The following is a 26,270-nucleotide window of genomic DNA, read 5'->3' as shown; positions in this document are numbered from 1 at the left end:
TATTCTTACAAAATAAAAAAAAATAGTAATCTTTAATCCGAATTTAAGTAAAATAAATCAGATGCTATTCCATCAGTTAAGAATTTTCCTTTTGCTGTTGGTCTTAAGATATTATCCTTAATAAAAACCAACTCATCATCAAGAAACTTTTTGGCTTGTTTTTTTAGATAAACCAAATAATCAGTTCCAAATTCTTTTTCGATTCTCTCCAACGAAACTCCCCAGATTGTTCTTAATCCAGTCATGATATACTCATTATAGCGATCGGATAGCGAAAGAACTTCAATTTCATTAGGCAATTGGTTTTCTTGAATTGATTTTATATAAATGGAGTTATTAGCGATATTCCAACTTCTTGAAACACCATCGTAACTATGTGCCGAAGGACCGATTCCAATATATTTTTTACCCAACCAATAGGCTGAATTATTTTTAGAAAAAAAGTTTTCCTTTCCGAAGTTTGATAATTCATAATGAATAAAACCATTCGCTTCAAGGGTTTCAACCAAAATCATAAAATGTGCAGAAGCCACTTCATCATTAGGTTTTGCCACTTTTCCTGTCTGGATTAGTTTATTCAATGCTGTTTTGGGCTCCACTGTCAAAGCATAACTCGAAATATGCGGAACACCAAAACTCAAAGCGGTCTCGATATTCTGTTTCCATTTTTCATTACTCATTCCGGGAACACCATATATTAAATCTAAAGAAATATTATCAAAATATTTCGTTACTTCCTCCAAGCATTTTTTGGCTTCCGCCGAATTATGAGCGCGATTCATCATCTTCAAATCATCTTCAAAAAAAGATTGGATTCCAATACTCAATCGGTTAATAGGACTTTTAGACAATTCGATTATTTTCTCGGTAGATAAATCATCCGGATTTGCCTCGAGTGTGACCTCTGGATTTGCTATTACTTTATAATTGTCATAAACGGTTGCAATTAAAAACTGAATTTCATCACAAGTTAATACCGAGGGAGTTCCTCCACCGAAATAAATGGTCTCGACAATTTCATTTTCAAATTCATTTTTGCGCATAGAAATCTCTTTGGCGATAGCCAAAACCATGTCTTCTTTCTTTTTCATCGAAGTCGAGAAATGAAAGTCGCAATAATTACATGCTTGCTTACAAAAAGGGATATGGATATATATTCCGCTCATTTTTTTTGTTTATCGTTCTATAACAGTCTACATTAACTGAAAACTGTGACTGAACACTACTTTTTTTTAACTCGTTCTTCATTTTGTTTTACAAAGGAATCCCAACCTGAATAACTTTTTTCACCAATTACTTTTCCTGAGTTGAAAAAGTGACAAACTGCTGCTGCCAAACCATCTGTTGAATCGAGATTCTTAGGCAATTCTTTTAATCCTAAAAGTTGTTGTAGCATTTTAGCAACTTGTTCTTTACTGGCATTTCCATTTCCGGTAATCGCCATTTTTATCTTTTTAGGTTCGTATTCGGTTATCGGAATATCTCTAGAAAGCCCCGCTGCCATTGCAACTCCTTGAGCTCGTCCTAACTTTAACATCGACTGAACATTTTTACCAAAGAAAGGTGCTTCAATAGCAATTTCATCTGGATGATGTGTTTCAATTAACTCAATGGTACGTTCAAAAATGAGTTTAAGCTTTTGGTAATGATTGTCGTATTTGGATAATTGCAGTTCGTTGAGCTGTAAAAATTCCATTTTTTTATTGACGATTTTTATCAACCCAAAACCCATAATGGTTGTTCCTGGGTCGATTCCTAATATGATGCGTTCTTTTGTCATTTTTTTATTTCACGAAGATTCTCAAAGGAGACTCAAAACACACAAAGTTTGATTATGTATTGAAAAAAACAGTCTTTTGCGAAACTCTGTGAGTCTTTGCGTGACTTTGTGTAATAGTTTTTCCTTTACTTTGTGGCATGATTTCAATTCCTCACAAAGCTAAACAATTCCTTGTTCTTGTAATCAAACTTTTGATTGTAGGTGGCGCATTTTATTTTATTTATAATCAACTTGCACAAAACGATAAACTCGACTGGGAAAAATTTATTATTTTATTTAAAAAGAATCAATCGGTTTCTGGAATTGCCTTTATTTTATTACTGAGCGTTTTAAATCGTTATTTTGAAATTTTGAAATGGCAGAATCTAGCTCAGGTTATCCGAAAAATATCACTACTCGAAGCTACAAAACAAGTGCTCGGAGCATTAACTGCTGGACTTTTTACTCCAAATGGCGTTGGTGAATATGCTGGGAAAGCATTATTTTTTGACAAAAAAGAAACAAAAAAAGTAGTATTCTTAAATCTGATATGCAACGGAATACAAATGGTTATCACTGTTATATTTGGAATCTTTGGTTTATTGTATTTTAACTCAAAATACAATGTAATCACATCGCCAACTGTTGCATTACTTTTTGCCCTTTTATTAGTATTATTTGTTGTCGTTTTTCTATTAAAAAAAATCGCAATCAAAGGGTATTCAATTGAAAAGCTTATTCATAAGATCAACGAAATTCCGAAATCAATTCATCAAAAAAACATTCTTTTAGGGATTTGTCGCTACTTAGTATTCTCACATCAATATTATTTTTTGTTTCTAGCTTTTGATGTTGACTTACCTTATTTTACCTTAATCGCAACGGTTGCGGCTGTTTACTTTCTAGCTTCATCATTGCCTACTTTTCAGTTTTTGGATTTTGCTGTAAAAGGAAGTGTTGCTGTATATTTCTTCGGAATACTTGGCGTAAACGAATGGATTGTAATTTTCATTTCGACCTTAATGTGGTTCTTAAATGTAGTTTTGCCTGTTGTTATTGGAAGTTATTATGTTTTGAATTTCAAGACTAAAGCCATCAATTAATAATACAACAGTATTCCATAATACTGACTCATTGTTTAGTTGGTCATAGATAGTTGCTATACTTTTTATCTTCTTTCAAAATATTAAAAAAAAGTAAACGGCATCGTTATTCTACCTTAAGAATTACTGGTAATATAAACTGAGTTTTTACAGGAATACCACGTTTTATGGCGGGATTGACTTTAGGAAAATCTACTAAACGTGCGCGCAGAATGCTATCAATCTTAACTGTGTCATAAGCCACTGAATCTTTTGGAAACTGTGGTTCGAATTTCATTGTAGCATTTGGAAAAATAGTCACTTTTACTTCGATAGTATCCAATTCAGGATAAAGAATTGCAAGTGTATCGCTACTTAGTTTTTGCTGAATGAGCTGTGTCATTATTTCAAAAAAACATTGTTGGCGTTGCTTTTTATTTTCAATTTTTTCACATTCTACTACCGATGGAAATTCATCAACTTCTTTCCAATTAATCGATTTTAGCTCTTTTTGCAATAATTCTTTTTCAGAAGGCACCTGCTTCTCAAAATATTGACAAGAGTTAAACAAAATGATTACTAATAAAAGGGAAATTTGCTTCAAGGGATTGATTTAGAATTGAACTATTAATTTATAAAAATACAATTATTTTTTTTGAGAAGCTTTGAATAACAAATAATCCTCATAACTTTCTGAAAGCCAATGTTCTTTATTCTTTGCCGCAATTACTTTTTCAGCAGGATATAAAATTGCTAATCGGTCAGAAAAAGTGGCAATTTGAACTGTATAATTATAAAACTGTGTTTTAGTTAAAACAACATCTGGATTGCTTTTAACAGTAAAGAAATCAAAAAAAAGAGCATCAAAATCTTTCATTGAAAAATTTAATACTTTTTTCTTATTACTTTTATAAATGCTATCCTGAAGTAGTCGATCGTCTATTGAAAGTTTTTTAGTTTGCGCATATCCATTTGTATTGATTGAAAAAATCAAAAAACAAAACAACATTAATTGCAAAATTCTAAACATAGTCGAGTTTCACTAAAGAATTATAAACGCAAAATTACAAAAAATTATATGGATACACTATTATTGTTACTCGGTTTTACATGCATGATTATTGGGATTTTAGGTAGTTTCCTGCCTGTTTTACCAGGAATAGGCCTAAGTTGGCTAGGGTTATTATTGCTTTACCTAACAAAAGCAGTACCAATGAATTATTGGGTTCTAGGTGTTACGCTTGCAATTACAATCATCATTTCTATTCTAAACTACATTATCCCAGCTAAAGGCACCAAGAAATTTGGAGGGAGCAAATATGGTATTTGGGGAACTAATATTGGCTTAGTGGTAGGGATATTTATTCCAATTCCACTTGGTTTTATTATTGGCCCATTTGTTGGAGCATTTATTGGAGAGCTTATCTACGACAAAAAAGATCATAATCGCGCCTTAAAAGCAGCTACAGGTTCTTTTATCGGCTTTATAACTTCGAGCTTTATAAACTTTATGATTTGTATTGCATTCTTCGGTTTATTCCTTACGCTTGTATGGCAAAATCGTGCTGGACTATTTTAAAAACAGAATCCGCATTAGACGTCTAATACGGATTCTAGGCTGGACTTAAAAACTATTCCAAACTCTATTTCTAAAGACATCAAAACTCTTTTTCAGGTGTTGATTAATTGCAAGAAACAGTACTACGATTAATAGTCCGTATCCAACAAGGGTAAAAATCTCCATATTAGACAATAAGATAGATTGCTTGGTAATAGAACCTGAAATTTGCTTCATGGCCAATAGATTAGCTTCATCCGGATTAAAACCTTTACTAATGAAACTTTGAGCAGTTTGAGCAATTCTATTTTGTGTCTCAGGACTTTCGGGTACAACAAACTGAGTTAGTTTTGTAAAATGTGATTTTTGGAAAAATTTCTCAGCATTTTGCATAATACAAAATCCTATCGTGCTTCCCCAAAAACGACCAGAAACCCCTATTGCTCCTGAATAAGGTGCTAAACCTGATGGAACTGATGACATGGTGAACAAAACTAATGGCACAAACAAAATTCCTACTGCAACTCCTTGTAAAACATATGGTATTGCCATTGTAGATAATGAAATATCTGGCACAAAAAGAAACGTAAACCACAGATGAAATACTGCTAGAATAAAAAATCCTAGCATAAAAATATATTTAGACGCTACTGTTTTAGCTAGAAAAATTGCTGCCAAAACCATTCCGATTACATTTCCAATTACATTAAGATACTGAATATGAGCTACACGCGATGGCTCCCAATTCCAAACGCTAAACATGGTGCTATGACAAATGTTAAGCGTTGCTCTACCTATATAAAAAAGGAAAAACAACAGAAAACCGATTCGCAAATTAGCATATCGAAAGACATTCAAATCAAAACAAGGACGCTTTACATGCAATTGCCTAAAAATAAACAAACCTGTCGCAATTAAAGAAGCTATTAATGCAACACGAATTTCAAAAGATTCAAACCAATATTTTTTCTCTGCGTAAACAAAGAAATAAGCTCCACATAATATAGCTGTTAGTAATAAAACAAAACTAGTCCAATCTATTTGATACAATGGAATTTTTCGATGAAGACGACTATCATTAAACGTTATCATGATTAATAAAACACAAATAACCTGAAATGCTGCCGATCCGTATGCCATGTATCTCCAATCGTAATTCTCTAAAAGCCAAACAGCAATATTCATTATAAAAGGTGATGATAATAACAAGGCTCCATAATTAAACGTAAATCCAATTATAATTGCATTTTTAGATTTAAATCGGGTAATTAATAACTGCCTTAACGGAACACCTGGTAACGCCATTAAAAAGCCCTCAGCCATTCTTATCATAATGAATAACGAAAAATTCTTAACGTAAGCCGATAACATTATTGTAATAGCTACCAAACAAAATACAGCAATCAAGTATTTTTTGGTTGGAAAAAACTTAGAGAATCTACTCTCTATTAATATTGTGGCAAGCAATGTTCCATAGGTAACACACATAGAAAATTGTAAATCTTCAGGCTCTATATCCAGAAAACTAGATGCATAAGTAACATTTGAAGAGTAAACTCCCAACAAAATCATTGAATGTAACATGCAAAAAAACAAGATTACAATGATTGCCCAATTGGGAACCCATGATTTAAAAACGCTCGTATTGTCTAACATTATGTTATTTGTGTTCGGCTACAACAGTTATATTCATCCCGGCACGAAGGAAGTCAGCTTGTTCACTTGTGTCTTTTAATTTTATTCTTACTGGAATTCTTTGTTCAATCTTAATAAAGTTTCCAGTTGCATTATCTGGTGGCAATAATGAGAATCGCGCACCACTAGCAGGAGATAGCGAAGCTATAACACCCACAAAATCTTTATCATTAAGTGCATCAGCATGTATTTCAACTTCCTGCCCAATAGTCAAGAATTGCACTTGTGTCTCTTTAAAGTTTGCCGTAATCCATTTTTCTTTACTAACCATCGAAAGTAGCGTTTGCCCCTCTTTTACCATTTGTCCTGGCTGAATTGTTTTCTTAGCAACCCATCCGTCATAAGGAGCAGTAATAACCGTGTACGAAAGAAACAAAGCAGCGTTATCAACCAAAGCTTGTTTAGACTGAATTACTGTTTGAGCAGTAGGAACATTCGCAGCCGCCTGAGATGTACTTAAATTAGAAGATTCAATTCGGTTACTCATTTCTTGATACTGAGCCTGAGCCGATTCGTAATCTGCTTTTACTTTCTCTAATTGTTGCTCCGTTGCAGCTTCCTCTTTTACCAAAGCTTTGTAACGTTTATATTCTAATTGTGTTTTCCAAAGATTTGTTTTGGCTGCTGCCAATTGCGATTTTCCAATGCTAGTTGCACTTGCTGTTGTTGCCACGTTTTTCTCAACAACAATGCTGTTTCTTTTAGCACTTTCTACATCTGCCAAAGCAACATCTAACCTTGATTTGTATTCACGATTATCAATAACCAACAAAGTATCTCCTTTATGAACAAATTGATTTTCTTCATAACGAACCTCCTGAACATAACCTGTAATTCTCGACATTATTGGCGTAACATATTGCTCAACCTGAGCATCATTTGTTTCTTCGTGGTTTTTATTAAAAACATAAAACCAAATTCCCAAAACGATTCCGCTTAAAACAAGTACGCACGCAATAACAGTTATCAATGTATGAAACGACATATTAGCTCTAGTTTCATTTTTAATCTTTACCATAAAAATTTATTCTCTTTTAAATTTATTTATTTAATAATCCTGCTGTGTGAAGCAATTCATAATGCTTCATTTCAGCATCAATTCTGGTTGCGATTTTATTAAATTTCGCTTGCAATAAAGCATTATCAGCATCGACCATTTCGGTTATTAGTACCAACTGATTTAGGTATTTTAGCTTTACGATACGATAATTCTCTGTAGCCAATTCTAGCGCCTTGTCAACAACTACAATCTTCTCGACTATTTCCTGATATTGAGTATGATTTTTAAATAATTCATCCTGAACTTTATTTTTTACAATTTCCGATTGCGTTTTTTGTAATTCTACTTTAGAATTTGCAATATGTACTTTGGTCTTGTTTTTATACAATCCTGACAAGCTAAATGACGCTTCAATTCCCACCTGTCCTAAACTATACAGATAGGGGTTTGGTGGAAAAAACATATAATTGGGGTACTTAAAATTATAATCTCCAAAGAAATTTATTTTAGGATAGTAATTCCCTTTTGCTAATTTCACCTCCGTCTTCTTAATTTCTATTTCCTGATATGCAATTCGCATCTCTTCATTCTGAAGCGTATTACTTAAATAAAAACTATAATCATCTAGCTTGGCATTTTCATTTAAACTTGTAGCTTCATCAATAGCAATTACTTCTTCTTCTGGTAACTGCAAAATTGTTTTTAACTCGTTAAGCGCAATTTTTATGTTTTTCGAATTTGTCAAAGAATTTAACTCACGATCTGAAAGTTGAAGTTCGGCTCTTAAGACTTCATTTTTTGTAATTGTACCATGATTCTTCAAAGATTGAACTTCTTTAAGTCGGCTTTGCTCTTCTTTAATATTTTCTTCAATGATTTTTTGAAGCTCCATCATTTTCTGAATTCCCAAATAAGTAGCAATTACTTCTAGCTCAATATCACTTTCTGTTTTTTCACTTTTAACTAAAGCTATTGCATTTTCTTGCTTAGCAATTTTAATAGCATTGTTTATTTTATTGCCTACATATAAAGGCACTTTAATAGCAGTACCTACATTATACATTTCAGGAATAGTATGCGTTACTTCTTTGTCTTTTAAAAAACCGCTTTTAAACTCCGTTAAGTTTGTAATACGAGAATAAGAAGTATTAAAATCTATTTCAGGTAAACGAAGTTCTTTGGTTTCTTTGATATTCTCTTTAGAAATGTCTATCTCGATACGAGACTTGAGAATGTTTTTGTTATTTTCTTTTGCAATTTTTATTGCTTCTTGCAACGAAATTGGATTACTCTGTTGCGCTTGTAGTGTAGTTATTCCTTGAAAAATAAGGATTAAAACCAAATTTTTAGAGAAATAACGTATTGTCGAAAACCTTTTTTTAAGGAACATGAAAGTAGTGTGATTTATTCACTGCAAAGTTCTTTCATTTTATGATTGCCTGATAATCCTAAAAAGTCAATAACATATTCATTTCGGACAAATTTTAACAACTGAAAATCAACCTAATAAAATGAAAACGTTATAGTTAAGTGCATTGAGGATGTTCTAGCGTAGAAAAAATTGACGAGCTATTTAATAAAGATTATAAACAAAAAAGCGAAACCTGAACAAAATCTACATGTTGCACTTTTTACACTTCACTTTTTAAACATTACAATTTATCTTTTCTTCAAAATATTTTCTCCTTTAAGATAATCCGAAGGACGTTGCCCTAAAATTTTAAAAAATGTATTACTAAATGTAGGTACGCTTGTGTAACCAACTTCTTCTGCAACTTCTTTTACAGATAATCTTCTATCGAGAAGGAGTTCAATTGCTTTTAATATTCTTCTAATTGTATAATATTGAATAAAAGACATTCCTAGATCTTTCTGAAACAAACGGTATAAAGATTTCTCACTATAACCAAATTGATGAGCTACTTCTCCAAACAAAATTGTCTCTCCTAGGTTGTTTTCAATATGACGCAAGATTTTACCCAAACGAGGGTCTTTTGGTAAAGGCAATTCTAAAGGTAAATTGGTTAAGCAAATCTGAGGTAATATGGCTTTGATAGCTTTAGCAATCGCAAAATTTGGAGTTCCTTTTTTAAGATCCCCATTCCACTGATTAGTAAAAAGCATCATTTGAAGCAATAAGTTGTTTACTGGATAGATTCCTTCACTCTGATAAAAGGCATCTTCTTCTTTTTCAACAGGGAAATAGAGATTACGCATCATCACGTTTTCAGACTTTGGATGAATGCTGTGTTCAATCCCACTAGGAATCCATATAAAATGTCGTGCGGGCAAGAAATAAGTTTTAGTTTCTGTAGTTACAAAAACAACGTCACCTTCGGCATAAAGTAATTGAGCTTTATTGTGTTTATGGGTAGGAACAAACAATTCCCCCATCAAATCATGATGACAGTAAATACTCTTTTTATCAGCATCTACTTTTTTGATGTAATACTGATCTACTTTGTGTTTTGACTGCTCCATTGAAGTAAGTGAATATCAGCGACTAAATTGCGATATATAAATATAATGAAGAAATTTTAAAAGAAGAGAAATGTCTTAAAATAAAAAAGCCTTTCTGTTAAGAAAGGCTTCTTCCAATATTGCGGTCTGGACGGGACTCGAACCCGCGACCCCATGCGTGACAGGCATGTATTCTAACCAACTGAACTACCAAACCAACTGCGTTTATTGTTGTGCAAAAGTACAACAGAAGTAATGATCTCACAAGCTTTTTTCTACTTTTTTTACCAAATAAAAACGTTAAATTTTCAACACCTTGATTTCTAAAAAATTACAAACAAAGAAAAATTAGATAGAACAACAATATTATTTACAGAATATCCAATTTCCAAAAGAAGCATGGTATTATTAAGGTATCGCGAGTGATTTACAATAGACGAATACGAAAACCTATAGAGTAATAAGCCTTTTTTTTAAGCACAATCTTGTCTAAACAAATTGATGAGTCTTTTCTATCATCACAGCTTTTTGTATCGATCCGTTTTAGTACTGACCCCATAAAACCGTTTTTTTTACAATCCTGCATTACCCCAAACTTGTCTTTCTGACGAAGGAAGAATCTCATCTAGTAGCTCGACAATTCAGGAACACCTTGAGATAGTTTCTTGCGGAGATTACTTCGTCTGTTCGCTGTCGCTCGGGCCTTCCTTCGTCAGAAAGACAATATTGCGGTTAAAAAAAAATCCTGTTACTCCACAGGTTTTTGTATTGCCCCGTGTTTTACGGGATATTTTTTTATCTTTGAAGTTCGGACTTTTTAATCAAATGACTCTACCTTTTGAGCCTTTAGAAAACTGCTATTTATTATGGAACAAAAAATACATCAAGGAAGAAACCTAAAGCGTTTCAGAGAAATGCTTAATATAAAGCAAGAGGCATTGGCTTATGATTTGGGAGAAGACTGGAATCAGAAGAAAATTTCTATGCTTGAGCAGAAAGATGTAATTGAAGACAGCCTGTTGCAACAAATTTCAGCTGTACTAAGAATTCCTGCAGAAGCTTTTCAGAACTTTGATGAGGAGCAAGCAATAAATATTATTTCTAATACTTTTCATGATACTCAAGGCTTGATAAATTATAATCCAACTTTCAATAATAATCCAATTGATAAATTGATTCAGCTTCACGAAGAAAAAATTGCTTTATACGAGCGCATGCTGAAAGAGAAAGACGAGATGATGGCAAGACTTGAAAAATTAATCAACAAATAGTTTTAGATTAATTCTTTCTCTATTTGGAGAATTTAGAAAAAACCAATAAACTATTGAAAAAGATATACTAATTAATAAGGAGATCAGAAATGGTTTCCTTTTTTTTTTGATGAGTTTTTTTTTGTATCATCACAGGTCTTCGTATTGCTCCATGTTTTACGGGATATTTTTTTATCTTTGAAGTTCGGACTTTTTAATCAAATGGCTCTACCTTTTGAGCCTTTAGAAAACTGCTATTTATTATGGAACAAAAAATACATCAAGGAAGAAACCTAAAGCGTTTCAGAGAAATGCTTAATATAAAGCAAGAGGCATTGGCTTATGATTTAGGAGAAGACTGGAATCAGAAGAAAATTTCTATGCTTGAGCAGAAAGATGTAATTGAAGACAATCTACTTAAGCAAATCTCTACAGTATTAAAAATTCCAGTTGAAGCATTTCAGAACTTTGACGAGGAGCAGGCAGTGAATTTAATCTCATGTAATTTCTCAGACAATGCAATGTTTAATAACAGGATTGAAGTTTTCAATAATAATCCAATTGATAAATTGATCCACCTTCACGAAGAAAAAATTGCTTTATACGAGCGTATGCTGAAAGAGAAAGACGAAATGATGGCAAGACTTGAAAAATTAATCAACAAATAATTTTAGATTAATTCTTCCTGTATTTGGAAAATTCAGAAAAGACCAATAAATATTGAAAAAGATATATTAATTAAAAGGAGATCAGAAATGGTTTCCTTTTTTTCGTCTATCCGCTATCGTTCGAGTCTTCGTTCCTCAGAAGGACAAGATTGGGGTAATGCAGGATTCTATAAAAAAAACTGTTTTGTGTTAGCGCTACTTGCGGAGATTCTTCGTTCCTCAGAAGGACAAGATTGCGGGTAATGTAGGATGATCCAGTTTCCGCCTTGACCCTATAGACACAACTTTTCAAACCTGATCCAAAAACTAAAAGTGGTATAAATCAAAAAAGCCATCCACAAAAGTGGAAAGCTTTTCATTGGTCTAACTACTAAACCCGGTCAGCTTACAAGGCCGACCAAACAACACAACTAATTTTAGATACCGTATTTGGGCAAAAAAGCCTTTCTATAAAGAAAGGCTTTTCCCAATATTGCGGTCTGGACGGGACTCGAACCCGCGACCCCATGCGTGACAGGCATGTATTCTAACCAACTGAACTACCAAACCTCTGCGTTATTGCGGTTGCAAAGATAGTATAGAATTTCGTTTCTGCAAGCCTTTTTTGAAAAAAATTTTAATTATTTTTACACTTATTATCCAAAGTTTTGTTTTTCAACCAAGTAAGTCGTTAATATTTTTTCAAAATTTTCACCTACTGCGACCGGAACGTACTTAATTCGGTTCTGAGCACAGGTTAAAGACAAGCGTTTAAAATAACTCTCCACCTCTTTTTCGTATTCTATTTTCACATTATCGGCAAAAACAGCTACTTCTTCCCCTGTTTCTAAATCAATAAACTTGCGTGGGGCATTATCAAAATCAAATTTCACTTCTGTCTCCTTATCTATTACATGAAACAGAACCACTTTATGCTTGTTATGTTTTAGATGTTGCAATGCATTAAACAACAACTCTTCGTTTTCTGACTGAAACATATCTGTAAAAAGGATAATCATCGAACGTCTGTGGATCTTCTCTGCAATCTGATGCAAATAAGTAATCGTATCCGTTTTTTTGCTTGTCTTCGGTTTCTCTAAAAGCTCTTCCAGTTTATTAAGTAACATTCTATGGTGGCGATCACTCCCCTTTTCAGGCGCATAATACTCATAACTATCAGAAAACACACTCAAACCTACCGCATCACGTTGTTTCTTTAATATATTCATTAAAACAGCCGAAGCTAAAACCGAAAATCCTATTTTATTCTCATAGAAAGACTGATTCGAATTTAATTCAGGATAATGCATCGATGCCGAATTATCTATAATCAAATGACAACGCAAATTCGTTTCCTCCTCAAATCGCTTTGCATACAATCGATCTGTCTTAGCAAATAGCTTCCAATCTATATGCTTGGTACTTTCTCCAACATTATACACTTTATGTTCTGCAAATTCTGCCGAGAAACCATGAAATGGACTTTTATGCATTCCCGAAATAAAACCTTCCACTACCTGATTAGCCAACATCTCAAGATGCTGAAAACTAGAAATCTTCTCTATTTGTGATTCAATCTTCATTAGGTTTATTTTTTTATTTTCTGCGCACGATACAAATCATCCGTTGCTTGCAATAGTTTTCTCTTTAATATCGGACTAAAATTAGGATTCTCTTTCAAGAACGTTTGCACTACATCAAAAGCATATTTTGACGAATATCTTCCAATCGTGCCATTAAGCCAATCTTTTGGAAAAAAGATATCTCCCGTACGTTGAATTTCAGTTACTAAATCCAAACAAAATCGAAGATGCTTTTTAGCACTTTCCTGACGCAGTGGATGATGAATATTTGCCAAAGCCGATGAAACCCAAGCTTCTTTCTCTCTATTTTTATCCTCTTTTAAAGACAACATAAAAGTATCTCTAACAGCATCTTCTTTTGACAACGAAGGCAGTAAAAATTCAAATCTCTTTTGCTTATCCGGATTAGTAATCGCCAACTTAGCTTTACTCAGAATCTCATCCGCTTTTGGATGTTTAAATATAGCCAAATTCATAGCTATACCAGTATAATCGTCCTCATTTAATTTTAAATTAGCAATAGCCTCTTCTTTATTCCATATTCTATATAATTTTTCTTTACCCGAATCCGAATAAGCAATAGAGCTAAACAAACCAAATAGCGTTTTCTTAATGTTTTTTGGTAAATCTGTCTGCAAGAGCCCATAAACATTATCCTCAAGTTGCTTTTGACATGCAATTTGCTGTTTATCTGTTAGAAATTTCCAAAAAATAGTATTCAACTGATTTGACAAAATCCTAACAACCAATTCATTTTGCTCTACTTTAATTCCTTCAAGGCAAGAGTCAAATGCCTTCATAGGCGTAACAACACCAGCCAACATATTCTCATAAAGATTAATATAACTATACGCTCTCGCTACCTCATCTTTAATCGTTGGAATATAATTTAGATTGTCTACATCTACAGGGAAAACTCCATAACCATAGCCATTGTAATTGTATATAATCGTAATTGGCTTAGCCAATCCTGCAACATTTTCTACTTTAGTCATTCTATCCTTAACCGAAACCTCAACTACCTTAATACCTTCAGGATACACCAATCCAATATCAAAAATCTGTGGCCAAAGATTCTTAGATTTATCTTCTGCTTGTTGCTCTATTTCGAAACTTTTTATACGGTTTGCTGAATCATATTTAATATGACTCGCAAGAATTGGTCTTCCTGATTTATTAACCCAAACATCACTCCATTTCTTCAAGTCTAATGGAGTTTCAGCATCCAGAATTTCAACCAAGTTCTCCCAATTCGCATTATCATTAGCATATTTCTGAATGTATTTCTGAATCCCTTTTCTAAAAGCCTCCTCACCCATTGAAGCCTCTAATTGACGCATCATAATCGGCGCTTTATTATAGATAATACCTCCATAAAGCGATCCTGCATTTTTAAGATTAGTCAGTTTCTGTTTAATAGGATGCGTTCCTGCAGATCGATCTTCTGCATAAGCACTAGGATAATGGGCTGTTAAAAACTGTAACTTATGATTTACCTTTGGAAAAATAGGATTCATAATCTTATCAGCCATAAAGTTTGCAAAAACCTCTTTCATCCAAACATCATCAAACCATTTCATCGTTACCAAATCACCAAACCACATATGAGCTGTTTCATGCGCAATTAATTTAGCACGATTAAGCTTTTCACTATCAGTAGCACTATTATCCAAAAACAAAGTAGATTCTCTATACTGAATAACCCCCACATGTTCCATTCCTCCGTATTGAAACACAGGAATTGAAGCAAAATCTAATTTTTGAAAAGGAAATGGATATTGCGTGTAGCTTTCTAAAAAACCTAAAGACTGCTGATGCAAATTAAAAATAGTATCTGTACTCGCTTTTATCTTTTCTGGATTATTCTCCCTGTACAGCATTGTCATTTCTCTACTACCACTAGGATTAGCAGTAATACGTTTGAACTCCCCAGCTACAAACGAAAATAAATACGTACTCATTTTATCCGACTTCCCGAATTTATAAACAACAGCTTCTCCTTTTTCCGTTCTTTCTGTTACAGGAGCACCTGCCAGAACAGCCCAATCTTTTGGCACAGCAAGAGAAAGAACATAAGTAGCCTTAATATCTGGCTGATCAAAACAAGGAAACAATGTACTCGCTCTATCCGGAACTAACAAAGTATAAAGAAAATCATCATTTCTGTTCAACGACAAATTACCTGCTATAAATGAAATTTCAACTTTGTTTACACCAATTACTAAGCTCTTTTCAGGAATAGCTATGTGTTCTTTTTCATGTACGATAGCTACATTTTTTCCATTTACAAGAATTGCTTTTATGTTTTGAGATTTTTCATTAAAATCCAAATACACAGGACGGCTTAAATCAGACAACTTAAACCCCACAACAAGATTAGAAACAATTTCTTGAGTCTTTTTATCAGGAATAACAAATGACAATTCATAAGACACATCAGAAACTTGCTGTTTCCTAAAAATAGCTAATTCCTCCGAAACACCTCTTTCTAATACAAAATCATTCTTTTTTTCAGATTGTGACCAGCATGAACTTATTAGAACAAAAAAACTAAGGAAGCAGTAAACAATTTTCATTTTTAAAATAGGTTTTGATATTGGTTAAAAATAAAAAAAGGTTTGACTTTCGCCAAACCTTTTCTATATAAATTGATAATCGCTATCGATTACAACAATGCGTCTAAACTATCTGCGTAAGTTTGTTTCGGAGCAACTCCTACTTGTTTACCTACTACTTCTCCGTTATGGAAAACCAAAACAGTTGGAATATTACGTACACCGTATTTTGCAGCAAATTCTTGGTTTGCATCTACATCTACTTTTCCTACTACTACTTTTCCAGCATATTCATTGCTTAACTCATCAATGATTGGACCAACCATTCTACAAGGTCCACACCATGCTGCCCAAAAATCAACCATAACTGGTTTATCTGATTTCAAAACTACTTCTTCAAAAGTAGCATCTGTTATTGCTAAAGCCATTTTCTTTTTTGTTTAAAGTTTAACCCTCAGACATCGCTTCGGGGGACAATTTTTAATGAGTTTCGAACTCGAGTACAAATTTAGAAATTTAAAATCAATTCCCCTCAATTTATAAATTAGTTTTCATTATAAACGCATTACAAATATTTATACTTCTTTCCGTTTTCAATTGTATTTAGAAGCCATTTCCTTTTACAGCTTAAAGAAAGCCATAAAAGGACATCGCTACCCCCGATAGCAATCGGGACAGGGCCAACAAATCTTCGTAAGATCTTCTCTCTTCAATTAGAAACAAATAAAAAAAAAGGACATTCTTTCGAACATCCTCTTTTCTAAAAACTAAAAAAAGCAAAAAAAATTATAGACTATATTTAAGTCCTAAAGTAAGACCTAATCCACTAATACCAACATAAGAGCTCAACTCGTCCATTGGCTTTGTTTTATCAAAACCAGTAGGATTCGTTAAAACATTATTAGAAGTTGTATTCAAAGAATTACCATAATTTGTATGAATCTGTGCCGTACTTCTTGTCGCTAAAGCATCATTACCATTAACAGTAAATTCTGTAGTTTCTTTAGTTTTTCCATGTACTGTAAAGTTACGGTACTCTAATTCTCCAAAAACAGAAATGTTTTTTCCTAATTTATAAGATGTTCCCAAAGCAGCAACAAAACCAAGAGTTGGGTTTGGTTTTACTTTATCAACACTATGAACATTTCCAAAAGCAGTTGGAGCACCATTTGGAGCAAAAGCGATTGGAGCATAAGCCTCAGTAGTAATCTCTAAATCACCATGAATTGGCACCAAAATACCAACTTTTGTGTACGGCTCAAAACCTTTGTGTTCTCCTAAAAACAACACTAAAGCAGGAGCTAAATCAAAGGCTGTAATTTGCCCAACAGATTTAAAGCTATAAACACCAGCTGGCGTAATAGGCAAATCTGATTTAGTTTGCGCCATAGTCTTATCATTACTAGTGTAATAATTAACACCTAACTCAACTCCTAAACGAGCATTAAATCTATATCCAGCCGTTATGCCTGTTCTAAAACCTTCACCAAAAGAACCTGTTACACTTTCTTCAGAAACTAATTTTCCACCAACATAAGTTTTACTCAAAGGAAGATTCCCTCCTACAGTTGGAAACTCAGTCGCTGCTGTTTGCAAGAAATAAGATCCTCCTAATTTAAAGTACCAACTTTCCGGTTTTTCTGCCTTTTCAGTTTGGGCTACCATTGCCATTGAACAAATCATCATTCCTAATAATATAATCGCAAAATTAAAATGTACACAAATCTAAATTGAAATGTACATTTTTTCAGATAAATCTTAAAAGCCTGTACATACTCTGTACAGGCTTTTAAATTAAGTTTAAACACCAATTAACCAACATTTAAACAAAACGTTGCTATACCGCCTCCAAGTAGCTCATGGGTGGCTTCAAGGTTATTTTCATAAATATGCACATTGCCTAAGAACAATGTAATAGACTTCAACGGTACGTTGATTTGTTTACTTATCAAATACAAGTGATAGATGTCGCTCGGTAAACCTAGTGAAGCATCTGAGCTTCTTTGATATGCGCTTACAACCAGTTTGCCACTCGTTATTTGAAACTGAATCAAACTTAAACACGGTTGTTGATTACTCTCAGTGTTGTTAGAACCTAAAAAAAGTACATAATTCTTTGACGTACGTTGCTCTTTATTGATTTTCTTAATCAATTTTGGTAGCTGTTCAAAGTACGTTGGGTAGCTGTTAACTAAAATAGGACCGCAATAATCCCACCAAGATATCCCTATGCCACGATAAGCCTCTGTGGATCGTTCGCCTTGCATGAATAAATTTAATTCATCCTTGAGTTTCTTTTTAGCTAAACCATGACTTTCAAATAATTCCAGTAAGTCAATTGGTTTTAACTCCAATTTTTCGTTTAATAAAAAGGTTATGGATCCTTTTTTTATTTTGTTGTACTTTCCCTCTAGCAGTAATTTTAGTTAGTATTTCGTGGTATTTATTCATTTTCGATTTTTGATTGATGATTATTATTTTATCTTTGCCTTACCACAGAATTTATATAAAATAGCAAAGCCACCATTAGAAGACATATGTCCTCCAACGGTGGCTTTGGTGCTAAATTTTTAAATTCTGTGGTAAGAGTTAAAAATGTTGGAGGACTATTTTTTACTTCCCCTCTCCTTTGGAATTACTTGATTAAAATTTGGTATTCTTTTAAAAACTCCTTTTTTTGGTTTCTTGATAGCTTGCCTCGCTTTACTCGCGTATAAGGTACAAAAACAAGCCCTATGATAGTCAATCCTACGAATCTTGAAAACGCACTGTATTGCCCTTTTCCTTTACGCTCCTGACCTTTGGCGTAAGCCCAATCCGCTTTCCATTTTAGGGTAAAACTCGATCCTACCCGATAACGAAGGTAATGGTAATCATGCAGCATGGCGTCAAGGTCGAGACCAGGAATATCACATAAATCTTTGACAACAGTTGCGCCATCAAATTCAGACGGATTGGAGCAAAAGAAGTCATACGCTATAATATAAATATTTATTTCGCAGAAGCTGTACCCCTTTAGTTTTAACAGCTGAGATACGGCTTTTCTTCGTTTTCTTAGCGCATTAGAATCTTGTTTAAAAAAATGAGAGTATGAACCTAACATTATACTTGTGGTGTTAGTTCCCAATCCCCAGGTAGTTTCCCATAAATGGTATGAATACCATCATCCAGTAAGTCACTTTGTATAAAAAGCAATAGTCCAGCTTTCGCTTTTGCCCAATCTTTTTGAGAATCAGTCATACCTTCAAAATTATGAGCAGATTTTACCGAAACACCTAATATATCAAGTTCATTGTTTTCTACCCTTTTCTGGCGACAATTGATTTGATGTTTTGCTCCAAATTCATCTATAACAAAATCTTCTATGCTAAAGATTTTTGCATCTGGCATCGTTGTCCAGGAAGTAATTTCGATTTGTAACTTACCCGTTAAGCCTCCAAATCTGTTGGAGTGGGTATATGCTGTATTTAATTGTATCATAATTGTCTTAAATAAATATTTATGTAGTTTGTCCACCATCTTTAATAACCCAATTGTTAGGGGCAGACGTAAGTACTGCTCGTGAAGCTGCAGATCCAGATGTATATTTAGAACTTCCAAAATCTATTTCTAAATTTGCTTTCAAAATCCTTGTGCTCCAACCATTATATAAGGCGTCTAAGTGTACTGCTGAAAATGTTGTTGGAGTTTTTGTTTTCATAAAATCTTTGAAATTAATTACATTTGATACATTCCAATTACCTATATTTTGGTCGAAATTTAAAGCGTTATAAAACATAGCTTTCATATTGTTAACATTATTAACATCCCATGAGTCAATAGGTTGATTAAAACTTTTAGCAGAATTAAACATAGTTCTCATATCAGTAACTTTTGAAGTGTCCCAACCTCCTATAGGTTGATTGAAGGATAAGCAATCACTAAACATTGTACCCATGTTAATAACTGTTGAAGTATTCCAATTGCTGATATCTTGATTAAATATTTTGCAACCATTGAACATTCCTTCCATTAATACCACTTTTGAAGTATTCCAGTTATTTATACTTGAGCTACCCCCATTGTCAAAATTAGTTGCTTCATCAAACATTCTTATCATATTTTCAACAGACACAACATTCCATCCACCTATATCTTGATTAAAACTTTTAGCGCCTTGAAAGAGACCTGTCATGCCCCTAATATTTGAAGTATCCCAAAGTTCTAGATGGTTTATTGTTGTTAACGATATACAATCCCTAAATGTAAATGATAAACCTCTAACCATCTTTAATTCTGGTATATCTTCGACATTAGTAAGTGTAAGATTTACACAGCCGTCAAAGGCACTACCATTAATAGTAAAAAAAAAGCTCCCCCATCGTTGAATAGTCATTAATTTCATCTTGTCACCAGTACCTCTAAATATAAATCCATCACATTTACCAGTAATAATGACCTGATAAATTCCAACGTTTGAAAAAGTGTGGGTAGCTTCTGCCTGATTCCAAGATGTAATTCTAGATACTGTGCCATCTCCCCAATCAACACTAAAGTTATAAATTCCACCAGCGGTGAGTGGTAGTTTTATTTGGTTTATTTGACTTGACCCAGTTGAAAGATTGTCCGTTTTCCAAGTAGAGATAAATGGTTTGTATTTGCTCTTTCCAAAAACTGTATTTTGTATTAACGCTCCCATAATTACAGTCCTAATAATAAAATGCTGTTAGTAGCTCCACGCTGTGTCAAGGTAAAAATCTGTTTTTCTGCAGTATTGGCAGGTGTCCCCATTAACCATGTTTTAGGAGCTATGATAGCCCAGCCAACTGTTACACCAGGCAATGTGATACCATTAAATAAATAAGAATCAACAAGTGCTATGGGTATGGTTATAGTACAATTAGCTGTAAAAATAACCGTTTTTCCATGCCAAGAAGGCTGTGCGTTTTGCGATGTAGAAACCTCAATTTGGTTTGAAATATCTTGTTTCCCTGTAATGTCTTGATTGGTGACTCCAGCTAAACGAGCTATTTCCGTTTCTAAAATCAGGCTCCTTCCAGCTACCTTATCCACTTTGTTTGCTGTTAAAGCATCGATTAAGGCTTTTAAAATTTTACCCATTTCAGCAGTCAGAGCTTTCGTAGTTCCGCCAGTAGTCAAGTCATTTACCAATATCGTACTTAGAGAAATCTCAACTTCTTTAATTGCATCGACAATTTCCTGAATAGTATCTAAATTTATATCGTCAGATGTCAATAAAAGATTAATAGCATCTATTTGTTCTTGTAATATCTTCCCTTGTTCTGCGCTTAATAAAGAATTATCACCACCTGAGACAAGATTGTTGACAATAGATAAATATTGATGAGCAATTATTGAAAATTCGTTCAAAGGCACATAGCCGTTTGACTTTCCTTTATTTGATTTGTCTTCTTTGCCCAACAACAAATCTGCGTGAGCATTATCATCGGTTAAGTGATTTGTTAAAATAATTGCTTCCGCCTTTGCATTCAAAATTCCCTCAATCTCATCAATAGCTGTTATAGGTATTTTTTCATCCTTATGCCAAAAGCTGTCCATCCAATTCCAAAATTGCACCTGCGTTGGTTTTAAACCTGTTCTAAACCAGTTTTTTAATGTGTTTTTATCTGCCATAATTATGCTATATACTCAATAAACATTACTACTCTGTAGGGATTCATGTGATTAACTGTAGTTCCTGTAGGACCTGATGACGCTTTTTTAACCGATTCTAAAAATTCTCCACGTTCTTCCGCACCTGAAGAAACAAGCAATTGCCCTGAAGGCGTTCCGCCTGAATCTACACCAACACCATATCCACCAATAGGAGTAGCGATGTTTGCATTTTTAGAACCGCCTACTTTACCTATGGTTTCAAAATCTGGGTCATCAGAATTCCACCCCACAGGCATACGACCACGCCAATTAACAACTTCTGCCCAACCAGTAGGAATTAAATTTGCGGACTTATTCCAAAGAACCATTCCTCCCCCTGTTTGGAAAATTGCATTTTTCTTTTCAAGTTCAGCAACGCGCAAAATCACTTTATCTAGCGTAGTGTTATCAACTTTAGCATTTAAGGCATTTGGTATATCCTTAGTCGAAAATCCACGGGAAAAATCAACCCAGTCTATTGCACCGACTCCAGAACTGAAAGTAGCATAACGTATTTTTATTGAAGGATAGGAATTTCCATTTTGGAAAATCAAATTTTCAGTATCTTCTTTAATGATAACTTTCGTCTGTATCAATCCTCCTCTAAATTCCAAAACCTCACCGTTGATATAGACAACACCATCACTTACGTTAGAACCAGTAATGATACATCCAGAGATTATGGTTAGGTCTCCAACTATGCTACCGAATGCATTAAACAATGAGTATGCTGTTTGCATTCTTCCCAAAATATTTGTCGTCATTGGGAAACCACCAACCTGAGTAAAATTTATACTATTCATATCGTTATTAATTGAAAACTTTTGCCAGCTAACTTATAGAAGTCTACAACAGCAGTTATTTCATTTGTTTTTGTGTTCAAAATTATCCCTGGTACATTTACCAAAAATTCGGCTAATCCATTTACATAATTAAACTCTTGCTCTAGGTAAATTACCCCCAAGTACACATCTAAATTTTCAGACTGGGTGTATAAATAATCTTGATCTATTTGTTCAACATCACTAATGGTAATCCGCCGCAATTCAGGGTCGAATTTATCATTAAGCGCTTTTCTTAAATAGCATTTTTGCCCATTATAAGAAAGCTTTAGCAAATTGTCTGTGCGCATTTGTGTCCATTGATAATGCAAACTATTGATAGGCGAAATCAAAGCTTTGATATAACCAAACAATATTGGCTTTCGTAAAAATGTTGGCAACAACAAAAGAATAAGCCTATCAAAATCTATTTTATACCACATATTTCACATTATCAAAATTTGGCACTACAAAATATCCACTCTCTGGAATTGTCTTTACATTTATTGCTTTGGGTGGTAAATACTCACCCGTAGAAATATCAATAATCTGAGATTCCGCATTTACGATATTTGGAATTCTTACCCCTTCAATATTTTTTAATTTTGTTTCCAAATCAAACAACACTAACTCACCATTAAAAGGAAGCTCCTTCATGTACTCTAAAATAGCATCTTGTACAGGGAAGTTCCCGTATAAAATACTCATCCCAGTATTGTCTATAACCAATGAATCACGAAATATTTGTAAGTTCAACAGCAAAATGTCAGGTAAATGATTTACCACAATATATTTTACACCACAATCTGTAATTTCACTCATGTAGGCATCAAAGGATGCTTTTTGAGGAGTAGAAATTGGAGATAAAACGCCATCGCTTTCAGTTGCAATTTTTATCAGCAATTGTCCAGCTGATTGTGTCACTGCTGAATATTTAATTATTTTAGAATTTTCAATTTGTTCCTCCGGAAATCCGACATTATCATACTTGTCGGTATCTTCAATTAAATCAAAACCATACTGAAATGCTTTTGCTTTGGTTCTGTACCAAGATGGTCTATGAGGAAATTGTTGCTCTATAATGTCAGTAACTTCTGCTTTATGAGTATCGAAAAGAGAGTCTAAAAGCCAAATTGCATAACTAATTATAAATATAAATCGTCTATAAATTGCTGATTGACTTATCGAATTTGGGAGCGTTGAATCAGCAGCTATTTTAGCGTAAATTTCGTTTGAAATATCTGTTATTTTTTTTGCCATTTTTTAATCTACTATAAATGTTGATCCTACAATCATTGTTCCTATACCTATAGGCGGTGTTAATTGATCTAATTGACCCTTAGTTATTCCTGTAGCTAGTATTGCTGTTTTGCTTTTTAAATAGACCGTTTCTTTTTTTAAAATTGTAATGTTGCTCGGGATTATTATTTGTTCGCCTGAAATTGGATCATCAGTAACTGACCTATCGCCATTAGCAAGAGCAAGCTCATAAGCGTTCATAACACTTCCAGTATGTTGTACGGCTAAATCAAACCAAGATTGCAAGACTAAAACAGTTACTGTCATTTTCTAATATTTTGCATCGATTTCAATTGTCAAATCGGATGCTATTTGTATTTTATTTACTGTCATACCATCAAATGAAAATTCTAATCTAATTTCCCTGGCTAAATTTTCGGGGCTGTCATCTTCTAAATACCTTTGAGCTCCAACACCGCGCATTGGCACGTCCTTTAATTCTCCTTTTTCAATCAGAATTAACATTTTTTGATGTTGAGCGGTACTCTCTCCAACAACTAAATCGCCATCGGTAACCAATAAATCAAAATCATCATCTAATAAAAAATCTGTCATTTTAAACCTATTTTAAAAACTGATTAATTCTCATTTCAATTTCTGTGAATTGTGGAATATTGTTCAGCACCGTTGTGTTACCAGTTAAAGTGTCAGGAGTTGAAACAATAAAACTCATCGCTTTTATAGCAGCTATTAAATCAACCATTATCTTTTTTAATGTTTCGTTTTCTTTTTGAAATAAAAATCCGGTTGCATCAACTTCAATAATAGTATTTTCAATGTAATACCCAACTTTTGTAACTTCATCGGCTGCAATAATCATCCAGTCGTCATCATCTTCAACGCGAACAGCTAAAACGTAACTGCCAATTTTTGGTACCAGGATGAAACTTTTTTTATCTGAGAGAACCGGGCGAAGTCGTACGTCTAAAAATTCCTGTCCGTCTTCATCTTCAAGAACACATAAAGCTGTATTTTCATCAACAGATTTAACTTTCGCAATGTTGCTTACAGCAGGACCATGATTCTTAGCAAGGCTTTCAAGCCCCTCTCTTATTTGATCAAATGTTGGCATTAATCCAATATGAATTTATCTGTATTATGAACTTCAATCCCTTCTACTAATTCAGCAATATTATTCTCAACTATACATTTTGTATGTGGATGGTGATTCTTAGCCAAATATTTCATTAAAGGCTCAACCGCTTTTTGAAAAGCTTTTGATTGTTTTTTTTTATTTTTTGTAAGGGCTATTTTTTTCATTGTCTTAATTATTTTGTTGCTATAAAACCTAATTGAATTGTTTGCCTGCCTCCTGATTTTCCAAACTCACCCGAAACGCTTTCTACAAAAAAGTTTCCTGATTTATCGGGATATTTGTAACCATCTATTTCGGCTATATCTCCTTTGTTTGTGGCTGGTTCTAAAAATGCTGTTATATTGCCTTCGTACCCTTTATAATTGCTTTTGGTCTGCAACCTGTTAGCAATTTGCTTTAGCAGATCAGCGGGCAATCCCGCCTTTACTTTTACAGTTTTTAAATTGTCGTACTTGTCAGCATCTGATTTAGTGCGCTTAACTTCTCCTTGGCCGTTTTTCTCCTGGATAACTATTCTAATATTTTTATCAACCAGACGTTTTTTAAAATCATCATCTTTTACGGTATTCCAACCTAAACGAAGTTTTACCGTTTTGCCTTTCTTTCCGTATTGAGTACCTACATACAATTCATTAAAATTGAAGTAAACCGACAAATGCACCTCTTTTTTTAGCCATTCCAAAACCTGAATACCTGTGGCATTTTTAAATCGAACATTTTTTAAAGGAACGTTTGGTATTTCAGTTGATAAAACAATTTCAGTTCCTAAGCATAGATCAGTTAGCAACTGCTTTACAGTTACGACTGAATAAGTTTTATTAAAAATGATGTCATATAATAAATAGCTGTATCCTTCACATTCAATTTTTACAGGAATTCCCATATTTACTCGCTTGATAAATCCCTCAAAACGCTTTACGTTATTACCATCATAACCAAGCAATATGCTGATTTTGTCGTTTTCTTTAAAAAGATATTCTGAACGATTATTTGGCTCTTGTATATCTTCAGTAATCGTTTTCTCATTTGTCAAATATTTAATCCTTGGCAATTCAATTGTACAGGTATCTGTAAAACTATTAATATCTGTTTTCCAAGAAACTTTTGATGGCTTTATATTTGGATAACCTCCAATTGCGATATCGCTTGTTAAATAAAACATTTATTATATGATTAAGTCCAATATATAATCCGTTTCAAGGGTCATCGAAAAAGGGCGTATCCAGACTGCTTTTCCTTGTACTTCTGGAAAATCCAAAGTACTTACAGCAACTTGACAACTATCATCTAAAAATATTTCTGGATAACCGCCATGTAGCTCAACAGGGCTAGTACTCTCAAAAATTTGTTTTAAAGTAGTTATTTGATCTTCAGGGACCATTTTGTTTTTTCCAATTAAAAAACCTTTTATTGTAAATTTATAATCATCAATAGCAAAACACTCTTTTACTTTTCCTTTACGCTCACTTACAGGGGTTCTAACTATTTCCTTCATTAAATTAACGCCAACGGTACAGGCTTCGATTTCAATCTCTACAAAAACAGCATTACCATTATTATCAATTGTTGTTGTTTTAAGAGTTACAGGAAACCAAATCGCCTGTCCGTAAGCACCAATTTTATTGAAAGGAATATTTTTACTTGAATAATCAATACTACCTTTTGGACGTGTATTTTCAGTTGTTATGGAATATCCCGTTTCTTCTGTTGTGGGTTGTAAAGAATCCTTATCAGTAATAAAATAAGGTGAGTTTGCAAAATAGGTTTTATATAATTTTACTAAATCAACTACTGTATTTGTACTAAACAT

At 33.5% G+C, this 26,270-nt stretch carries 30 protein-coding genes and 2 tRNA genes; 4 read left to right on the top strand and 28 right to left on the bottom strand.

What is annotated here, in order from left to right; genetic code table 11:
• Positions 1-32 precede the first annotated feature (32 nt).
• On the bottom strand, positions 33-1,166 hold the full coding sequence (hemW, locus tag QWY99_RS00470; protein ID WP_290259742.1) for a radical SAM family heme chaperone HemW: 1,134 nt from the start codon (positions 1,164-1,166) through the stop codon (positions 33-35).
• Positions 1,167-1,222: 56 nt separating this feature from the next.
• Positions 1,223-1,780: a crossover junction endodeoxyribonuclease RuvC gene (gene ruvC / locus QWY99_RS00465; RefSeq protein WP_290259739.1), complete on the bottom strand. Its 558-nt coding sequence runs from the start codon at positions 1,778-1,780 to the stop codon at positions 1,223-1,225.
• Between the two features lie 137 nt (positions 1,781-1,917).
• Between ruvC and QWY99_RS00460 the strand changes: the two genes are divergently transcribed.
• Positions 1,918-2,862 (top strand): lysylphosphatidylglycerol synthase domain-containing protein, encoded by a 945-nt coding sequence (locus tag QWY99_RS00460; RefSeq protein ID WP_290259737.1) that lies wholly within the window; start codon positions 1,918-1,920, stop codon positions 2,860-2,862.
• Positions 2,863-2,968: 106 nt separating this feature from the next.
• Here QWY99_RS00460 and QWY99_RS00455 read toward each other — a convergent pair whose 3' ends face one another.
• Both QWY99_RS00455 and QWY99_RS00450 read right to left on the bottom strand, forming a co-directional pair.
• On the bottom strand, positions 2,969-3,445 hold the full coding sequence (locus tag QWY99_RS00455) for a hypothetical protein (RefSeq protein WP_290259736.1): 477 nt from the start codon (positions 3,443-3,445) through the stop codon (positions 2,969-2,971).
• Between the two features lie 42 nt (positions 3,446-3,487).
• Positions 3,488-3,871: a hypothetical protein gene (locus QWY99_RS00450; RefSeq protein WP_290259734.1), complete on the bottom strand. Its 384-nt coding sequence runs from the start codon at positions 3,869-3,871 to the stop codon at positions 3,488-3,490.
• 48 nt (positions 3,872-3,919) lie between these two features.
• On the opposite strand from QWY99_RS00450, the gene QWY99_RS00445 reads away from it, so the two are divergent.
• Positions 3,920-4,420, top strand: a complete 501-nt coding sequence (locus QWY99_RS00445) for a DUF456 domain-containing protein (RefSeq protein WP_290259732.1) — start codon at positions 3,920-3,922, stop codon at positions 4,418-4,420.
• A 45-nt stretch (positions 4,421-4,465) separates the two neighbouring features.
• Here QWY99_RS00445 and QWY99_RS00440 read toward each other — a convergent pair whose 3' ends face one another.
• The 5 genes from QWY99_RS00440 to QWY99_RS00420 form a co-directional block, all read right to left on the bottom strand.
• On the bottom strand, positions 4,466-6,055 hold the full coding sequence (locus QWY99_RS00440) for an efflux MFS transporter permease (RefSeq protein ID WP_290259730.1): 1,590 nt from the start codon (positions 6,053-6,055) through the stop codon (positions 4,466-4,468).
• 4 nt (positions 6,056-6,059) lie between these two features.
• The gene (locus QWY99_RS00435; RefSeq protein ID WP_290259728.1) at positions 6,060-7,112 is read right to left on the bottom strand and encodes an HlyD family secretion protein; all 1,053 of its coding nucleotides are present in this window, start codon (positions 7,110-7,112) and stop codon (positions 6,060-6,062) included.
• Between the two features lie 22 nt (positions 7,113-7,134).
• A complete protein-coding gene (locus QWY99_RS00430; RefSeq protein ID WP_290259726.1) occupies positions 7,135-8,484 on the bottom strand; it encodes a TolC family protein in 1,350 nt (449 codons plus the stop codon).
• A gap of 269 nt (positions 8,485-8,753) precedes the next feature.
• Positions 8,754-9,575 carry a helix-turn-helix domain-containing protein gene (locus tag QWY99_RS00425; RefSeq protein ID WP_290259724.1) on the bottom strand — a complete coding sequence of 274 codons (822 nt, stop codon included), beginning with the start codon at positions 9,573-9,575 and terminating at the stop codon, positions 8,754-8,756.
• Between the two features lie 122 nt (positions 9,576-9,697).
• Positions 9,698-9,771, bottom strand: a tRNA-Asp gene (locus QWY99_RS00420).
• Positions 9,772-10,420: 649 nt separating this feature from the next.
• Here QWY99_RS00420 and QWY99_RS00415 point away from each other — a divergent pair.
• Together QWY99_RS00415 and QWY99_RS00410 are read left to right on the top strand one after the other, a co-directional pair.
• Positions 10,421-10,825: a helix-turn-helix domain-containing protein gene (locus tag QWY99_RS00415; protein ID WP_290259722.1), complete on the top strand. Its 405-nt coding sequence runs from the start codon at positions 10,421-10,423 to the stop codon at positions 10,823-10,825.
• Positions 10,826-11,067: 242 nt separating this feature from the next.
• A complete protein-coding gene (locus QWY99_RS00410; RefSeq protein ID WP_290259720.1) occupies positions 11,068-11,472 on the top strand; it encodes a helix-turn-helix domain-containing protein in 405 nt (134 codons plus the stop codon).
• Between the two features lie 475 nt (positions 11,473-11,947).
• On the opposite strand, the gene QWY99_RS00405 is transcribed toward QWY99_RS00410, so the two are convergent.
• The 19 genes from QWY99_RS00405 to QWY99_RS00315 all read right to left on the bottom strand — a co-directional run bounded on the left by QWY99_RS00405 (position 11,948) and on the right by QWY99_RS00315 (position 26,270).
• A tRNA-Asp gene (locus tag QWY99_RS00405) sits at positions 11,948-12,021 on the bottom strand.
• Between the two features lie 86 nt (positions 12,022-12,107).
• Positions 12,108-13,034, bottom strand: coding sequence for a DUF58 domain-containing protein (locus tag QWY99_RS00400; protein ID WP_290259718.1), 927 nt, complete (start codon positions 13,032-13,034; stop codon positions 12,108-12,110).
• A 5-nt stretch (positions 13,035-13,039) separates the two neighbouring features.
• The gene (locus QWY99_RS00395) at positions 13,040-15,610 is read right to left on the bottom strand and encodes a M1 family metallopeptidase (RefSeq protein ID WP_290259716.1); all 2,571 of its coding nucleotides are present in this window, start codon (positions 15,608-15,610) and stop codon (positions 13,040-13,042) included.
• Positions 15,611-15,699: 89 nt separating this feature from the next.
• Entirely contained in the window at positions 15,700-16,017 is a 318-nt protein-coding gene (gene trxA, locus QWY99_RS00390) for a thioredoxin (RefSeq protein ID WP_129540038.1), read from the bottom strand.
• A 358-nt stretch (positions 16,018-16,375) separates the two neighbouring features.
• Positions 16,376-17,275 carry an outer membrane beta-barrel protein gene (locus tag QWY99_RS00385; protein WP_290259708.1) on the bottom strand — a complete coding sequence of 300 codons (900 nt, stop codon included), beginning with the start codon at positions 17,273-17,275 and terminating at the stop codon, positions 16,376-16,378.
• A gap of 125 nt (positions 17,276-17,400) precedes the next feature.
• Positions 17,401-17,943 carry a thymidylate synthase gene (locus QWY99_RS00380; RefSeq protein WP_290259706.1) on the bottom strand — a complete coding sequence of 181 codons (543 nt, stop codon included), beginning with the start codon at positions 17,941-17,943 and terminating at the stop codon, positions 17,401-17,403.
• Positions 17,944-18,224: 281 nt separating this feature from the next.
• Positions 18,225-18,692: a hypothetical protein gene (locus QWY99_RS00375; RefSeq protein WP_290259704.1), complete on the bottom strand. Its 468-nt coding sequence runs from the start codon at positions 18,690-18,692 to the stop codon at positions 18,225-18,227.
• Positions 18,692-19,069 (bottom strand): hypothetical protein, encoded by a 378-nt coding sequence (locus tag QWY99_RS00370; RefSeq protein WP_290259702.1) that lies wholly within the window; start codon positions 19,067-19,069, stop codon positions 18,692-18,694. The genes QWY99_RS00375 and QWY99_RS00370 overlap by 1 nt, the downstream gene beginning before the upstream one ends.
• A 19-nt stretch (positions 19,070-19,088) precedes the next feature.
• Positions 19,089-20,267: a BspA family leucine-rich repeat surface protein gene (locus QWY99_RS00365; RefSeq protein WP_290259700.1), complete on the bottom strand. Its 1,179-nt coding sequence runs from the start codon at positions 20,265-20,267 to the stop codon at positions 19,089-19,091.
• Positions 20,268-20,269: 2 nt separating this feature from the next.
• Complete coding sequence (locus tag QWY99_RS00360) at positions 20,270-21,223, bottom strand: hypothetical protein (protein WP_290259699.1); 954 nt, start codon at positions 21,221-21,223, stop codon at positions 20,270-20,272.
• A 2-nt stretch (positions 21,224-21,225) separates the two neighbouring features.
• Positions 21,226-22,047, bottom strand: a complete 822-nt coding sequence (locus QWY99_RS00355; protein WP_290259698.1) for a hypothetical protein — start codon at positions 22,045-22,047, stop codon at positions 21,226-21,228.
• Positions 22,044-22,508 carry a hypothetical protein gene (locus QWY99_RS00350; RefSeq protein ID WP_290259695.1) on the bottom strand — a complete coding sequence of 155 codons (465 nt, stop codon included), beginning with the start codon at positions 22,506-22,508 and terminating at the stop codon, positions 22,044-22,046. Before QWY99_RS00350 ends, QWY99_RS00355 begins: the two co-directional genes overlap by 4 nt.
• Positions 22,498-23,325: a nucleotidyltransferase gene (locus tag QWY99_RS00345; RefSeq protein WP_290259692.1), complete on the bottom strand. Its 828-nt coding sequence runs from the start codon at positions 23,323-23,325 to the stop codon at positions 22,498-22,500. Before QWY99_RS00345 ends, QWY99_RS00350 begins: the two co-directional genes overlap by 11 nt.
• Before the next feature lie 3 nt (positions 23,326-23,328).
• Positions 23,329-23,631, bottom strand: coding sequence for a hypothetical protein (locus QWY99_RS00340; protein WP_290259689.1), 303 nt, complete (start codon positions 23,629-23,631; stop codon positions 23,329-23,331).
• Between the two features lie 3 nt (positions 23,632-23,634).
• Positions 23,635-23,919 carry a hypothetical protein gene (locus tag QWY99_RS00335; protein ID WP_290259687.1) on the bottom strand — a complete coding sequence of 95 codons (285 nt, stop codon included), beginning with the start codon at positions 23,917-23,919 and terminating at the stop codon, positions 23,635-23,637.
• 7 nt (positions 23,920-23,926) lie between these two features.
• On the bottom strand, positions 23,927-24,436 hold the full coding sequence (locus QWY99_RS00330) for a hypothetical protein (RefSeq protein ID WP_290259685.1): 510 nt from the start codon (positions 24,434-24,436) through the stop codon (positions 23,927-23,929).
• Positions 24,436-24,624: a hypothetical protein gene (locus QWY99_RS00325; RefSeq protein WP_290259684.1), complete on the bottom strand. Its 189-nt coding sequence runs from the start codon at positions 24,622-24,624 to the stop codon at positions 24,436-24,438. Before QWY99_RS00325 ends, QWY99_RS00330 begins: the two co-directional genes overlap by 1 nt.
• Before the next feature lie 8 nt (positions 24,625-24,632).
• A complete protein-coding gene (locus QWY99_RS00320; protein ID WP_290259682.1) occupies positions 24,633-25,622 on the bottom strand; it encodes a hypothetical protein in 990 nt (329 codons plus the stop codon).
• Positions 25,623-25,625: 3 nt separating this feature from the next.
• Entirely contained in the window at positions 25,626-26,270 is a 645-nt protein-coding gene (locus QWY99_RS00315) for a DUF6046 domain-containing protein (protein WP_290259680.1), read from the bottom strand.

The sequence above is a fragment of the Flavobacterium branchiarum genome (assembly GCF_030409845.1).
In the GTDB taxonomy this organism is placed as follows: domain Bacteria; phylum Bacteroidota; class Bacteroidia; order Flavobacteriales; family Flavobacteriaceae; genus Flavobacterium; species Flavobacterium branchiarum.
This window is presented reverse-complemented; position numbering and strand designations above follow the sequence as displayed.

Coding starts and splice junctions, on each gene's coding strand:
- hemW (WP_290259742.1), bottom strand. CDS start 1,166: ATGAGCGGAATATATATCCATATCCCTTTTTGTAAGCAAGCATGTAAT.
- ruvC (WP_290259739.1), bottom strand. CDS start 1,780: ATGACAAAAGAACGCATCATATTAGGAATCGACCCAGGAACAACCATT.
- QWY99_RS00460 (WP_290259737.1), top strand. CDS start 1,918: ATGATTTCAATTCCTCACAAAGCTAAACAATTCCTTGTTCTTGTAATC.
- QWY99_RS00450 (WP_290259734.1), bottom strand. CDS start 3,871: ATGTTTAGAATTTTGCAATTAATGTTGTTTTGTTTTTTGATTTTTTCA.
- QWY99_RS00445 (WP_290259732.1), top strand. CDS start 3,920: ATGGATACACTATTATTGTTACTCGGTTTTACATGCATGATTATTGGG.
- QWY99_RS00440 (WP_290259730.1), bottom strand. CDS start 6,055: ATGTTAGACAATACGAGCGTTTTTAAATCATGGGTTCCCAATTGGGCA.
- QWY99_RS00435 (WP_290259728.1), bottom strand. CDS start 7,112: ATGGTAAAGATTAAAAATGAAACTAGAGCTAATATGTCGTTTCATACA.
- QWY99_RS00430 (WP_290259726.1), bottom strand. CDS start 8,484: ATGTTCCTTAAAAAAAGGTTTTCGACAATACGTTATTTCTCTAAAAAT.
- QWY99_RS00425 (WP_290259724.1), bottom strand. CDS start 9,575: ATGGAGCAGTCAAAACACAAAGTAGATCAGTATTACATCAAAAAAGTA.
- QWY99_RS00415 (WP_290259722.1), top strand. CDS start 10,421: ATGGAACAAAAAATACATCAAGGAAGAAACCTAAAGCGTTTCAGAGAA.
- QWY99_RS00410 (WP_290259720.1), top strand. CDS start 11,068: ATGGAACAAAAAATACATCAAGGAAGAAACCTAAAGCGTTTCAGAGAA.
- QWY99_RS00400 (WP_290259718.1), bottom strand. CDS start 13,034: ATGAAGATTGAATCACAAATAGAGAAGATTTCTAGTTTTCAGCATCTT.
- QWY99_RS00395 (WP_290259716.1), bottom strand. CDS start 15,610: ATGAAAATTGTTTACTGCTTCCTTAGTTTTTTTGTTCTAATAAGTTCA.
- trxA (WP_129540038.1), bottom strand. CDS start 16,017: ATGGCTTTAGCAATAACAGATGCTACTTTTGAAGAAGTAGTTTTGAAA.
- QWY99_RS00385 (WP_290259708.1), bottom strand. CDS start 17,275: ATGATGATTTGTTCAATGGCAATGGTAGCCCAAACTGAAAAGGCAGAA.
- QWY99_RS00375 (WP_290259704.1), bottom strand. CDS start 18,692: ATGTTAGGTTCATACTCTCATTTTTTTAAACAAGATTCTAATGCGCTA.
- QWY99_RS00370 (WP_290259702.1), bottom strand. CDS start 19,069: ATGATACAATTAAATACAGCATATACCCACTCCAACAGATTTGGAGGC.
- QWY99_RS00365 (WP_290259700.1), bottom strand. CDS start 20,267: ATGGGAGCGTTAATACAAAATACAGTTTTTGGAAAGAGCAAATACAAA.
- QWY99_RS00360 (WP_290259699.1), bottom strand. CDS start 21,223: ATGGCAGATAAAAACACATTAAAAAACTGGTTTAGAACAGGTTTAAAA.
- QWY99_RS00355 (WP_290259698.1), bottom strand. CDS start 22,047: ATGAATAGTATAAATTTTACTCAGGTTGGTGGTTTCCCAATGACGACA.
- QWY99_RS00350 (WP_290259695.1), bottom strand. CDS start 22,508: ATGTGGTATAAAATAGATTTTGATAGGCTTATTCTTTTGTTGTTGCCA.
- QWY99_RS00345 (WP_290259692.1), bottom strand. CDS start 23,325: ATGGCAAAAAAAATAACAGATATTTCAAACGAAATTTACGCTAAAATA.
- QWY99_RS00340 (WP_290259689.1), bottom strand. CDS start 23,631: ATGACAGTAACTGTTTTAGTCTTGCAATCTTGGTTTGATTTAGCCGTA.
- QWY99_RS00335 (WP_290259687.1), bottom strand. CDS start 23,919: ATGACAGATTTTTTATTAGATGATGATTTTGATTTATTGGTTACCGAT.
- QWY99_RS00330 (WP_290259685.1), bottom strand. CDS start 24,436: ATGCCAACATTTGATCAAATAAGAGAGGGGCTTGAAAGCCTTGCTAAG.
- QWY99_RS00325 (WP_290259684.1), bottom strand. CDS start 24,624: ATGAAAAAAATAGCCCTTACAAAAAATAAAAAAAAACAATCAAAAGCT.
- QWY99_RS00320 (WP_290259682.1), bottom strand. CDS start 25,622: ATGTTTTATTTAACAAGCGATATCGCAATTGGAGGTTATCCAAATATA.
- QWY99_RS00315 (WP_290259680.1), bottom strand. CDS start 26,270: ATGTTTAGTACAAATACAGTAGTTGATTTAGTAAAATTATATAAAACC.